Origin of the sequence: Kitasatospora sp. GAS1066B, assembly GCF_041262605.1 — a bacterium.
Taxonomy (GTDB): Bacteria; Actinomycetota; Actinomycetes; order Streptomycetales; family Streptomycetaceae; genus Kitasatospora.
In genome coordinates this window covers 132,587-144,894 of sequence record NZ_JBGCCO010000017.1, presented here as the reverse complement: position 1 = coordinate 144,894, position 12,308 = coordinate 132,587, and the positions used below count along the sequence as shown (strand labels likewise).

The window sequence follows — 12,308 nt, the reverse complement described above, 5'->3', positions numbered from 1 at the left end:
CGCACCGCGCCGGTGGCACGCCCAGGGGGCACGCATGCGCGCCGTGCGCCGTCGCGTGCGCCCCTGGGCGCTTGCTCCCCGGGTGGCTCAGAGCGCGGCGCGCACCGCCGCGTCCACCCCCGGGTGGGTGAAGTCGAACCCGGCCGCCAGCAGCTTCGCCGGCACCACCCGGTGGCTGCCCACCACCTCCACCGCCATCTCGCCCAGCGCCAGCTTCAGCGCGAACCGCGGCACCGGGAACCGCGTGGGCCGGCGCAGCACCCGCCCGAGCGCCGCCGTCAGCTCGGCGTTGGTGACCGGCTCGGGCGCGCTGAGGTTGACCGGGCCGTTCAGCTCGGGGTTCTCGACCAGGAAGCGCAGCGCGGCGATCTGGTCCGTCAGCGAGATGAAGCTCCAGTACTGCTCACCCGAGCCGAGCCGCCCGCCCAGTCCCAGCTTGAACAGCGGGAACAGCCGGGCGCCCGCCCCGCCTGCCGCGGTCAGCACCAGCCCGGTGCGCGGGTGCACCACCCGGATCCCGGCCTCGGCGGCCGGGCGGGCCGCGCCCTCCCACGCCACGCAGACCTCGGCCAGGAAGTCGTCGCCGGCCGGCGCCGTCTCGTCGATCACCCGGGCCCCGGTCTGCCCGTAGTAGCCCACCGCCGAGGCGCTGACCAGCACGCCGGGCGGTGCGTCCAGCGTCGGCAGCACCGCGGCCAGGGTCCGGGTGCCGAGCACCCGGCTGTCGTGGATCGCCTGCTTGTACGCCGGTGTCCACCGGTGGTCGGCGACCCCGGCACCCGCCAGGTGCACCACCGCGTGCACCCCGTCCAGACCGGCCCGGTCGACCTCGCCGCGCTCGGGGTTCCAGCCGATCGCCACCGAGCCGTCCGGGCGTGGACCGAGCGCGCTACGGTGCCGGACCAGCCGGACCACCTGGTGGCCGTCGGCCAGCAGGGAGCGGACGAGGGCGGAGCCGATCAGGCCCGAGGAACCGGTGACAGCGATACGCATGCGGTCATCCTGGCAGGCGGGGCAGCCACGGTGGTGCCCAACCCGCCAGGACGCCAGGCGGGGGAGGCCGGGTGCGGCGCCGGGCTCGGACGTGCTCGAGCTGCCCGGCCGGGATGCCGGGCTGGTCAGGGCACCGCTGACGTACCCTCATCGGGCCCGATACGGTACGGCGGTGAGCAACTCCACTCCTCCCGGCTGGTACCCCGACCCGGAGCCCGCCCCGGGCACCGAAGGCGCGCACGAGCGCTTCTGGGACGGCTCCGGCTGGACCGCCAGGAGCCGCCCGCTGGCAGCGGCTGTTGCCGCCACGCTCGGTGCCGTCGGGCAGGCGCCCGCGCCGCAGCCGTCCGCGCCGCCCAGCGTCCCGCCGCCGTTCGGACGGCTGGTCGCAGCCGGGCCGTCGGAGCCCGCCATGTCGCTCTCCGACGCCTCACCGGCGTACGGTCACCCGGCCATCCCCGAGCCCGAGTCCCCGGTCGGCTACGGCATCCCGGCGGCCGCGCTCGCGCCGCCACCGATGACCCCGCCGCCGCCCGTGCCCGTGCCTGTGCCCGCCGCGGGGCCGGTGCCGCAGGCGCCCCCGCTCTCGCCCCACGCCTACCCGCTGCCCGCCTACCCCACGGCCGGTCCGCTCCCGTACCCGTCGGCACCACCCGTGCCGCCCGCCGCGTCCGCGCCGGTCAAGCGCACCGGGCTGGTCCTCGGCCTGTTGACGGGTGCGCTCGCGCTGATCGTGGTCGTGGCCGGGGTGTCCATCTCGCTGGTCAGGGGATCGACGCAGACCGCCGGCCGGCCCGGGGTCGCCGCTCCCGGCCTGCCCCAGCCGCAGCCGCGGCCCGGTGCGGGCGCCCCGACCGGCTCCGCCGCCCCGGCCCCGGGCTCCTCCCCGGCCCCGGCCCCGGGCTCGTCCGCCGGCTCCGGCTCCTCCCCGGGTTCGGCGCCGCAGAGCAAGTCCCCGCTCTCGCCGGACGGCGGCAGTGTCCAGGACGCCGTGCACAACTGGAGCGTCCCGCTCCTCGCCGGCTGGGATTCCGCCGACCACGACGCCTCGACCGCCGCCCTGCTGGTCACCGGTCCCTACCAGTGCGCCACCCCCGGCGGCTGCGTACGCGGCAACTTCACGATCGACAGCAACCCGGCGCCCGGCCCCGACGCCGAGACGGTGGCCCGCCAGACCATGGCCGGCTACGCCCCCCAGCTCTTCGGTCCGCTCGGCACGCACCAGGAGCTGACCAGCGGCCCGATCAGCGTGGCGGGCCTCACCGGGTTCGCCGTCCGCTGGCACGTGGTGCCGCAACAGGCAGGCCCCGGCTTCCTGCTGCTGATCGCGCTGCCGGCGCCCGGCGGCGGGTTCACCACCCTGGTCGGCTCGGTGGACGACGACCCGCAGGCCCCGGCGCCCGCCGTGCTGGACCAGATCGCCGCCGGCATCCGCGCCGCCGACCTGCCGCCCGGCGGCCCCGCCACCCCGTCGGCCGCCCCCACGACCTCGTCCGCCGCCCTGCCGCGCAACGCGACCTGATCCGGAGGACCCGTATGCAGCCCGTCGAGTCCGTCGAGTCCGTCGAGATCGTCGAACAGCAGCTGGCCGACCCGGTCGAGGGCGTGCGCTGCGCTCCCGCAGCGGGCAGCAGGGCCGGCGTCCTGGTGCTGGCCGGCTCCAGCGGCCGGATCGAGACGGACCGCTGCCGCCTGCTGGCCCGCGCCGGCCTGATGGCGCTGTCGATCCGCTGGTTCGGCGGCCCGGGGCAGCCGGCCGGCATCTGCGAGATCCCGTTGGAGACCTTCGCCCGCGCGATCGACCGGCTGCGCGCCGACGGCGCCGAGCGGATCGGCGTGCTCGGCACCTCCAAGGGCGCCGAGGCCGCGCTGCTGCTGGCGCTGCGCGATCCCCGGGTGGACGCCGTGGTCGCGCTCGCGCCCACGGACCTGGTCTGGGCCAACGTCGGTCCGGGCGCGGACGGCGTGACCGCGCCCTACCGTTCGAGCTGGTCCTGGCAGGGCGTCCCGCTCCCGTTCGTCCCGTACGACGACACCTGGCAACGGGCCGAGCCCGAGGGCGCCCCGGTCGCCTTCCGCTCGCACTACCAGCGCAGCCGCCGCACCTTCGCCGAGGCGGCCGGGCTCGCCACGATCCCGATCGAGCGGACCGACGCCGAGGTGCTGCTGGTGGCCGGGGGCGACGACGAGATGTGGCCGGCGCTCGACCACGCCCGCGCCCTCGCCGCCCGGGCCCGCAAGGCCACGCTGATCAGCCACGACGGGGCCGGCCACCGCGTCCGGCTCCCCGGCGAGACCCCGCTGCCCCCGTCACCCCTGCACCGCCACGGCGGCACACCCGAGGCCGACGCCGAACTCGGCGCCCGCGCCTGGCCCGAGATCCTCCGCCTGCTGCGTGGCTGAGGCCCTAATCCCCGTAGATCTCCCACAACTTGGGGAACCGTTTCGCCAGCACGGCCGGGTCGCGGTCGTCGAACGGCGCGCCCTCCGGCTGTCGCGGCTGGTTGTTGCCCAGGTCCGGCAGCGGCAGCCCGGTCAGCTGCTCGTGCGCCTCGTCGGCGGCGTACCCGAACTCCTCGGCATCGCCGTCCTCGTCCTCGTCGAAGTCCGGCACCAGGTCCGCCAGGTCGTCCGGGTGGTGCACCGCCCCCTCGAACACCTCCCGCCCCTGCGCGATCAGCCAGCACCGGAAGTAGTCGAAGGAGTCCTCCGACACCTCACCCAGCAGCAGCCGCGCCGCCCCCCACAGCTCCCGGGTGTACGCCCGCTGGAACCGCGCCTCGAACAGCCTCGCGAAGTCGATCACCTCATCCGGCGTCAGTTGCACGAGCCGTTCCACCAGCAGGTCGGCCTGATCGTCCGGGTCCCCGTCGGCGGCGTCGCGGGTCTCGTCGATGATCTGCCAGAAGTCCGTCTCGTACATCACCGCTCCAGCATCCCTGTTCGAGGGCCCGGATGCATGCCTACGCGCCGTAGGAGAGGGGCGCGCGCTCGCTGGAAGGGGTGAAGCTGGTGGAAGTGGGGGAGGGGATTGATACTCGGGGTAGTACGGTCCGGAGCATGGGAGCACAACGCATGGTGAAGTCCAGCGCAGCGCCCGAATCGGTTGAGGCGGAGGAGTTCGCGCCGAGAGTCACAGAGCCCGTGGGGCATGCCATCAAGGTCAGCGTCTCCATGCCTGACGATCTGGTCAGCGACATCCGAGCCAGGGTCGGTAAGCGTGAGTTCAGCCGCTTCGTGGCGGAGGCCGCAGCGCACCGGATCGCGATGATGAAGCTCGGCGAGATCGCGGATGCGTATGAGGCCGAGAACGGACCGATCCCGGACGACCTGATGCGACAGGCCGAGGACCGGTGGCACGAAGCGTTCGGACGGTAGACATGCCCGGAACCTGGGTGCTGGACAGTGAGGGGCTGTCCCGCCTGCTGAGCAGGCAGCCCTCGGCTCTCGCGGACCTGGCGATGGCGGTCAGAAAGAACACCGCCGTCGTGGTCAGCGCGATGACTGTTCCGGAGGCTTACCACGACAGAGTGTCCAGGCAGTGGTTGTCGTACGTCCTGTCCCGGCTCGCCATCCAGCCGGTGACCGAGGCGATCGCTCTGAGGGCCACCGATCTGCTTCGGGAGCATGGATTGCACGGCCACAAGTACGCCACCGACGCCGTTGTTGCCGCCACAGCGCTGCATCGACCCGGCCCCGTCGCCGTTCTCACCAGCGATGTCGACGACCTGCGCCGCTTCTGCGCCGACGAGCCCCGGGTCACGGTCGTCCAGGCCTGAGCCACCGTCGCCGATCCCGGACGCGATCGAGCCCCGGCCCGCAGAAGCGGACCGGGGCTCAACAGTCAATCCGACCAGCGGCCTTACAGGCCGAGCTCGACCTCGAACTCGCCGGACTCCAGGATCTCCTTGACGGCGACCAGGTAGCGGGCGGCGTCGGCGCCGTCCACCAGGCGGTGGTCGTAGGAGAGCGACAGGTAGGTCATGTCGCGGACGCCGATGACGGTGCCCTCCTCGGTCTCGATGACCACGGGGCGCTTGACCGTCGCGCCGATGCCCAGGATGGCGACCTGGTTCGGCGGCACGATGACGGTGTCGAACAGCGCACCGCGCGAGCCGGTGTTGCTGATGGTGAAGGTGGCGCCGGACAGCTCGTCCGGGGTGATCTTGTTGCCGCGCACCTTGCTGGCCAGCTCCGCGGTCTTCTTGGAGATGCCGGCGAGGTTGAGGTCGCCCGCTCCCTTGATGACCGGGGTCATCAGACCCTTCTCGGAGTCCACCGCGATACCGATGTTCTCGGTGTCGAAGTAGGTGATGGTGCCCTCGGCCTCGTTGATCCGGGCGTTGATCGACGGGTGGCTCTTCAGCGCCTGGGCGGCGGCCTTGACGAAGAACGGCATCGGGGACAGCTTCACGCCCTCGCGGGCGAGGAAGGCGTCCTTGGCCTTGCCACGCAGCTTCATGACCTTGGTGACATCCACCTCGACCACGCTGGTCAGCTGAGCCTGCTCGTGCAGGGCCTTCAGCATGTTGTCGCCGATGACCTTGCGCATCCGGGTCATCTTGACCGTCTGGCCGCGCAGCGGGGACGGCGCGGCGGCAGCGGCCTTCGGCGCGGCGGCCGGGGTGGCGGCGACCGGAGCAGCGGCGGCGGCAGCAGCGGCCTCGGCGGCGGCGATGACGTCCTGCTTGCGGATCCGACCGCCGACACCGGAGCCGGTGACGGCGGAGAGCGCGACACCGTGCTCGGCGGCGAGCTTGCGCACCAGCGGGGTGACGTAGGCGTCACCGGCGTCGGCCACCGGCGCGGCGGCGACCGGGGCAGCCGCGACCGGAGCCGGCGCGGCCACGGGAGCCGGGGCAGCGGGGGCGACAGCGACCGGAGCCGGAGCAGCGGCCACCGGGGCCGGGGCAACCGGGGCAGCCACCGGAGCAGCCGGCGCGGGCGCGGCTACCGGAACAGCCACCGGAGCCGGCGCGGCGACGGGAGCCGGCGCGGCCACAGCCGCACCCGCCGCGCCGATCAGCGCGAGCTGGGCGCCGACCTCGGCGGTCTCGTCCTCGCCGACCAGGATCTTCACCACGACACCGGCGACCGGCGACGGGATCTCGGTGTCGACCTTGTCGGTCGAGACCTCGAGCAGCGGCTCGTCGACCTCGACGGTCTCACCCTCGGCCTTGAGCCAGCGAGTGACGGTGCCCTCGGTGACCGACTCGCCCAGCGCGGGCAGCAGCACCGGGGTCGCGTCGGCGGCCGGAGCAGCCGGGGCGGCCACGGGAGCCGGCGCGGCGGGGGCAGCGGCGACCGGGGCCGGAGCCTCGACGACCGGGGCCGGGGCGGCCGGCGCGGCGACCGGGGCCGGCGCGGCGGCAGCCGGAGCGGCGGCCGCGACCGGGGCGCCCGAGCCGTCGTCGATGATCGCCAGCTCGGCGCCCACCTCGACCGTCTCGTCCTCGGCGACCTTGATCGACGCGAGGATGCCGGAGGCCGGCGCGGGGATCTCGGTGTCGACCTTGTCGGTCGAGACCTCGAGCAGCGGCTCGTCGACCTCCACTCGCTCGCCCTCGGCCTTGAGCCAACGGGTGACAGTACCTTCGGACACGCTCTCGCCCAGCGCGGGCAGCGTTACTGAGACCGCCATGGTTTCAGCGACTCCTATCAAGTCTTGCGTTCAGGAAGTTCAGGGAAAGGAAGAACAAAGCGGGGCGGGAGCGATCAGTCGTGCGCGTGCAGCGGCTTGCCGGCGAGCGCCAGGTGCGCCTCGCCGAGCGCCTCGGACTGGGTCGGGTGGGCGTGGATGAGCTGCGCGACCTCGGCGGGCAGCGCCTCCCAGTTGTAGATGAGCTGAGCCTCGCCGACCTGCTCACCCATCCGGGCGCCGACCATGTGGACACCCACCACGGCGCCGTCCTTGACCTGGACGAGCTTGATCTCGCCGGCGGTCTTGAGGATCTTGCTCTTGCCGTTGCCGGCCAGGTTGTACTTGACCGTGACGACCTTCTCCTTGCCGTACAGCTCCACGGCCTTGGCCTCGGAGATGCCGACCGAGGCGACCTCGGGGTTGGAGTAGGTGACGCGCGGCACGCCGTCGTAGTCGATCGGCACGGCCCGCAGGCCGGCCAGCCGCTCTGCCACCAGGATGCCCTCGGCGAAGCCGACGTGGGCCAGCTGCAGGGTCGGGGCGAGGTCGCCGACGGCGGAGATGGTGGGCACGTTGGTGCGCATGTACTCGTCGACCAGCACGTAGCCGCGGTCCATCGCGACCCCGGCCTCCTCGTAGCCCAGGCCCTGCGAGACCGGGCCGCGGCCGATCGCGACCAGCAGCAGGTCGGCGTCGATCTGCTTGCCGTTCTCGGTGGAGACCCGGACACCGGTCTCCGTGTACTCGACGCCCGAGAAGCGGGCCTTGAGCTCGAACTTGATGCCACGCTTGCGGAAGGCCCGCTCCAGCAGCTTGGAGGAGTTCTCGTCCTCCAGCGGAACCAGGTGCGGCAGGGCCTCGACGATGGTGACGTCGACGCCGAAGGACTTCCAGACCGAGGCGAACTCGACGCCGATCACGCCGCCGCCGAGGATGACGGCGGACTGCGGGATGCGGTCGAGCTTGAGGGCGTGGTCGGAGGAGATGACCCGGTTGCCGTCGATGGTCAGGCCCGGCAGCGACTTCGGCACGGAGCCGGTGGCGAGCACGATGTGGCGACCCTCGACCCGCTGGCCGTTGACGTCCACCGAGGTCGGCGAGGAGAGCCGGCCCTCACCCTGGATGAAGTGCACCTTGCGGGAGGCGACCAGGCCCTGCAGACCCTTGTACAGGCCGGCGACCACGTCGTCCTTGTACTTGTGGACGCCGTTGATGTCGATGCCCTGGAAGGTCGCCAGCACGCCGAACTCGGCGGCTTCCTTGGTCTCGTCGGCGATCTCGGCGGCGTGCAGCAGCGCCTTGGTGGGGATGCAGCCCCGGTGCAGGCAGGTACCGCCCAGCTCGCCCTTCTCGATCAGGGCCACGCTCAGGCCCAGCTGAGCGGCGCGGAGCGCCGCGGCGTAGCCGCCGCTTCCGCCTCCGAGAATGACTACGTCGAAAACGGTGCTGGCGTCGTTCGCCACGTCACGTCCTCCATGCCATGGGGTGTGGATCCGTCCGGGCCGGTGCTGGTCCGGTATGCGGGAAGCCCTTGTGGGGCGCCCAGTCGTGCCGGAAATACATCTTCGCACTTGTTCACGGCGGCTGGTGTCCGGGCCCACCCCGCAGGGGGTCCCAGGCCGCCTCCGCAGGGTGGTCGACACCCGTCGGTAGGCCTGTCTGCGCAGGTCAACCCGGTCTTGACAGCGCCGGCCGCGGCCCGGGTGGCGCTCGTCGGCGGGAGGGATTCCGCTTGGTGGAACAAAGTTTCGCCGGAGGCGAACAAGTGGACGGACGTGCGGGCGAACACGCAGGTGAATGCGGGCTCGGGAGCTACCAATGAGTAGCTCCCGGGAAATGAGCGGAGAATCTCGCGGCCGAGCGAAAAAACGGCGGGGCCCGGTGTCTCGGACACCGGGCCCCGCCGCTCGACGGACCGCTTCGGGAACTGCTCAGGGCATCAGCCCTGCGCGGTCTCCTCCGCGAGCTTCACCAGGGTGCGCACCGCGCTGCCGGTGCCGCCCTTGGGGATGTAGCCGTACGGCGCGCTCTCGTGGTAGGCCGGGCCGGCGATGTCCAGGTGCGCCCAGTCGATGCCGTCGGCCACGAACTCCTTGAGGAAGATGCCGGCCGTCAGGCCGCCACCCATCCGCTCGCCCATGTTGGCCAGGTCGGCCACCGGGGAGTCCATGCCCTTGCGCAGCTCGGCCGGCAGCGGCATCGGCCAGGACTGCTCGCCCGCGCGGCCGGCGACGCCGTGCAGCCGGTCCCGGAAGGCGTCCGAGTTGGACATCACGCCGAAGGTGCGGTTGCCCAGCGCCATGATCATCGCGCCGGTCAGGGTGGCCACGTCGACGATCGCGTCCGGCTTCTCCTCGCCGGCCCGGACGATCGCGTCGGCCAGCACCAGGCGGCCCTCGGCGTCGGTGTTGAGCACCTCGACCGTCTTGCCGCCGTACATCCGCAGCACGTCGCCGGGGCGGGTGGCGGAGCCGGAGGGCATGTTCTCGGCCAGCGCCAGCCAGCCGGTGACGTTGACGGCCAGGCCCAGGCGCTTGGCGGCGACCACGGCGGCGAAGACGGCGGCGGCGCCGGACATGTCGCACTTCATGGTCTCGTTGTGGCCGGCCGGCTTGAGCGAGATGCCGCCCGAGTCGTAGGTGATGCCCTTGCCGATGAAGGCGAGGGTGGCCTTGGCCTTGGGGTGGGTGTAGGCGATCTTGACCAGCCGCGGCTTGTTGTCCGAGCCGTTGCCGACGCCCAGGATGCCGCCGAAGCCGCCCTTGGCCAGCGCCTTCTCGTCCCACACCTCGACCTTGAGGCCCAGGTCCTTGCCCACGCCCTGCGCGATGGTCGCGAAGGACTTGGGGTTCAGGTCGTTCGGCGGGGTGTTGATCAGGTCGCGGGACCGGTTCATCTCCTCGCCGAGCACGGTGGCGCGCTCGACGGCGGCCTTCGCGTCCTTGCTGCCCTTGCGCCCGGTCAGCACGATCAGCTCGCCGACCGGCTCCTTGCCGCCCTCGGTGGTGCGGTAGACGGTGAAGTCGTAGGAGCCGAGCAGGCCGCCCAGCGCGACCGCCTCGATCTCCTCGGCCGACTCGGCGGGCAGCGCCAGGCCGGCCTTCTTCGTCCCGGCCAGGGTGCGGGCGGCGACGCCCGCCGCGCGGCGCAGCGCCTCGGTCGAGTAGCCGCCCTCGGCGACCTCACCGAGGCCGACGGCCAGCACGAAGCCGGCCTTGAGCCCGGCGGGGGCCGGCAGCTTGACGGCCTCGCCCTCACCGCCGGTGGCGCCCAGAGTGGTGAGGACGTCGGCCAGCTTGCCCTCGAACGCCTCGACCAGCGCCTCCGCGCCGGAGGCCACCACCAGGCCCTTGGGCCCCTTCGCGACACCGATCACCAAGGCATCCGCGCGCAGCGCGGCGGCGGAGGAGGTGCTCACAGACAATGCAGTCACGTATTTGCGTCCTGTTCTTTCGCGGTCCACGGCCGGATCTGCCGTATGGCATCAGCCCCAGCATGCTCCGCCGTGACGGCGCAGGGCTACGGTGCTCACCGCATGGTAGTCCGCATAGTGGGATGCCGCCGCTCCCGGGCGGCCCTCCGGTTGCGGCATCGGCCCGGTGCCGCGCCGGCCATGCGCGGTTCGCGGCAAGGCCGTTACGGGGCGTTATGCCGCGCTTGAGGTCGCGGTCGGTGTCGCGACTGGCGTCACAGCTGGCGTCAGGTTGGTCAGGGTCCCAGGGCGAGCACCAGCAGCGCGGCCAGTGCCGCCGTCTCGACCAGCGCGCCGAGCACGTCCCCGGTGACCCCGCCGAACCGGCGCAGGCAGCGCAGCAGCAGTGCGGCGGCGGCGAGTTGACTCAGCGTCAGGGCTACTGCGTAGCGCGGGTGCAGGCCGAGCAGGGCGAGCGCGAGGGCGCTCAGCAGGGTGCCGGCCAGTGCGGTCGGTACCGCCACGCTCGCGGCGACCATCGCCCCGAGGCCGCCGGGCCGCGCGGCGGGCACCGGGCGCAGGCAGCCCCAGGCGAGCGCGCACCGTCCGGCCATCGCGGCGGTCAGCACCGCGAGCGCGCCGCGCCACTCGGAGTGTGCGAACTGGCCGGTGAGGCAGGCGATCTGGGCGAGCAGCACGAGCAGCAGGGTCAGCACGCCGAAGGGGCCGATGTCGGACTGCTTCATGATCCGCAGCGCGTCCTCGGCGGGCTTGCCGCTGCCCAGTCCGTCGGCGACGTCTGCCAGTCCGTCCAGGTGGAGTCCGCGGGTCAGCGCGGCCGACGCGGCTACCGCGGCCACCGCGCCGAGCAGTGGGCCGCCGCGCCAGCAGGCCAACGCGCCGAGCCCGGCCGCCAATGCGCCCAGCACCAGCCCGACCAGCGGCGCGACCGCCATCGCCCGGCCGCCCGCCACCCGGTCCCAGCGGGTCACCCGCACCCGCAGCACCGAGAGCGTGCCGAAGGCGAACCGCAGCCCCGGCAGCCGTAGTTGACGGTCCATCGGTTGACGATCCGTCAGCTCTGGCCCGGTGCCGCTCGGCTCAGCGGTGCTGCTCAGCGCCGGTCCATCAGAGCCGGCCCAGCAGTTCGGCGGCCGAGGGCAACCTGGCCGGCGGGCGCGGTGCGGCGGGAGCGGCCGGCGTGAAGGGCTGCTCGGCCAGCAGGTCGGAGGCCGCCTGCAGCAGCGGCAGCGCCATCAGCGCGCCGACGCCCTCGCCCATGGTGATCCGCTCGTCGTGCAGGGGGGTCAGGGTGAGCCGGTCGTAGGCCTTGGCCAACGCGGGCTCGCCGGTCAGCAGCGCGGCCCGCCACCACTCCGGGGCCCGGAACGAGATCCGCTGCGCCATCAACGCGCAGGCCGCCGAGACCACACCGTCCAGCACCACCGGCAGCTTGCGCACCGCGGCCTGCAGCAGGAACCCGGTGATCGCCGCGAAGTCGGCGCCGCCGGTGGCCGCGAGCAGCGCCAACTGGTCGCCCAGCACCGGCCGGGCCCGCCGCAGCGAGTCCCGGATCGCCGCGCACTTGACCATCCAGACCTTGTCGTCGATCCCCGAGCCGCGCCCGCAGACCGCGGCCGCGTCGGTGCCGCAGAGCGCGCCGATCAGCACCGCGGCCACCGTGGTCGAGCCGACGCCCAGGTCGCCGAGCAGCACCAGGTCGGTGCCGAGTTCGGCTTCCTGGTCGGCGATCGCCATGCCGACGGCGAAGGCCCTGGTGGCCTCCTCGGCGGTCACCGCGTCCTCCAGGTCGATCCGCCCGGAGCCGCGCCGGATCCGGTACTCGCTCACCTCGGGGTCGAACTCCTCGAGCGGCGCGTCCACCGCGAGGTCCACCACCCGCAGCCCGGCGCCGAACCGGCCGGCCAGCCGGGCCACCGGCGCACTGCCGTCCAGCACCGCGTGCACCCGCCGGGCGGTGCCGCCGCCGGCGGCCAGTGCCGAGATGCCCAGCGAGGCGATGCCGTGGTCGCCGGCGAAGAGCAGCACCTTGGGGGCGCTCAACGCCCGTACCTCGGTGCCGCCCTGGACCGAGGCGAGCCAGTTGCCCAGCTCCTCCAGCTGCCCGAGCCCGCCGCGCGGCGTGTTCAGCTCCAGCCGGCGCTCCTCGGCCGCGCGGCGGGCGGCGTCGTCGGGGCGCTCGACGAGCGAGGCGAAGGAATCGAGATCCACGGTGGTGTCCATCGTGCGGAACCTTACCAA

At 73.3% G+C, this 12,308-nt stretch carries 11 protein-coding genes; 4 read left to right on the top strand and 7 right to left on the bottom strand.

Going from position 1 to position 12,308, the window contains the following annotated elements; all coding sequences use genetic code 11:
- Positions 1-87 precede the first annotated feature (87 nt).
- Positions 88-993, bottom strand: coding sequence for a TIGR01777 family oxidoreductase (locus tag ABH937_RS20580; protein ID WP_370219027.1), 906 nt, complete (start codon positions 991-993; stop codon positions 88-90).
- 172 nt (positions 994-1,165) lie between these two features.
- Between ABH937_RS20580 and ABH937_RS20575 the strand changes: the two genes are divergently transcribed.
- Together ABH937_RS20575 and ABH937_RS20570 are read left to right on the top strand one after the other, a co-directional pair.
- Entirely contained in the window at positions 1,166-2,515 is a 1,350-nt protein-coding gene (locus ABH937_RS20575; RefSeq protein ID WP_370219026.1) for a DUF2510 domain-containing protein, read from the top strand.
- 14 nt (positions 2,516-2,529) lie between these two features.
- On the top strand, positions 2,530-3,396 hold the full coding sequence (locus tag ABH937_RS20570; RefSeq protein WP_370219025.1) for an acyl-CoA thioester hydrolase/BAAT C-terminal domain-containing protein: 867 nt from the start codon (positions 2,530-2,532) through the stop codon (positions 3,394-3,396).
- Between the two features lie 4 nt (positions 3,397-3,400).
- Here the strand turns inward: ABH937_RS20570 and ABH937_RS20565 are convergent, their stop codons facing one another.
- Positions 3,401-3,916, bottom strand: a complete 516-nt coding sequence (locus tag ABH937_RS20565) for a DUF4240 domain-containing protein (RefSeq protein WP_280686920.1) — start codon at positions 3,914-3,916, stop codon at positions 3,401-3,403.
- 152 nt (positions 3,917-4,068) lie between these two features.
- Here ABH937_RS20565 and ABH937_RS20560 point away from each other — a divergent pair, with 152 nt between their 5' ends.
- Together ABH937_RS20560 and ABH937_RS20555 are read left to right on the top strand one after the other, a co-directional pair.
- A complete protein-coding gene (locus ABH937_RS20560; RefSeq protein ID WP_370219024.1) occupies positions 4,069-4,371 on the top strand; it encodes a hypothetical protein in 303 nt (100 codons plus the stop codon).
- A complete protein-coding gene (locus tag ABH937_RS20555) occupies positions 4,347-4,772 on the top strand; it encodes a PIN domain-containing protein (protein WP_370219023.1) in 426 nt (141 codons plus the stop codon). The genes ABH937_RS20560 and ABH937_RS20555 overlap by 25 nt, the downstream gene beginning before the upstream one ends.
- Positions 4,773-4,855: 83 nt before the next feature.
- Here the strand turns inward: ABH937_RS20555 and sucB are convergent, their stop codons facing one another.
- The 5 genes from sucB to ABH937_RS20530 form a co-directional block, all read right to left on the bottom strand.
- A complete protein-coding gene (gene sucB / locus ABH937_RS20550; protein WP_280686923.1) occupies positions 4,856-6,634 on the bottom strand; it encodes a 2-oxoglutarate dehydrogenase, E2 component, dihydrolipoamide succinyltransferase in 1,779 nt (592 codons plus the stop codon).
- Positions 6,635-6,708: 74 nt separating this feature from the next.
- The gene (lpdA, locus tag ABH937_RS20545) at positions 6,709-8,097 is read right to left on the bottom strand and encodes a dihydrolipoyl dehydrogenase (RefSeq protein WP_280686924.1); all 1,389 of its coding nucleotides are present in this window, start codon (positions 8,095-8,097) and stop codon (positions 6,709-6,711) included.
- A 476-nt stretch (positions 8,098-8,573) separates the two neighbouring features.
- Entirely contained in the window at positions 8,574-10,067 is a 1,494-nt protein-coding gene (locus ABH937_RS20540) for a leucyl aminopeptidase (RefSeq protein ID WP_370219022.1), read from the bottom strand.
- A 275-nt stretch (positions 10,068-10,342) separates the two neighbouring features.
- Positions 10,343-11,107, bottom strand: a complete 765-nt coding sequence (locus ABH937_RS20535; protein WP_370219021.1) for an adenosylcobinamide-GDP ribazoletransferase — start codon at positions 11,105-11,107, stop codon at positions 10,343-10,345.
- 67 nt (positions 11,108-11,174) lie between these two features.
- Positions 11,175-12,290 carry a nicotinate-nucleotide--dimethylbenzimidazole phosphoribosyltransferase gene (locus ABH937_RS20530; protein ID WP_370219020.1) on the bottom strand — a complete coding sequence of 372 codons (1,116 nt, stop codon included), beginning with the start codon at positions 12,288-12,290 and terminating at the stop codon, positions 11,175-11,177.
- Positions 12,291-12,308: the final 18 nt, after the last annotated feature.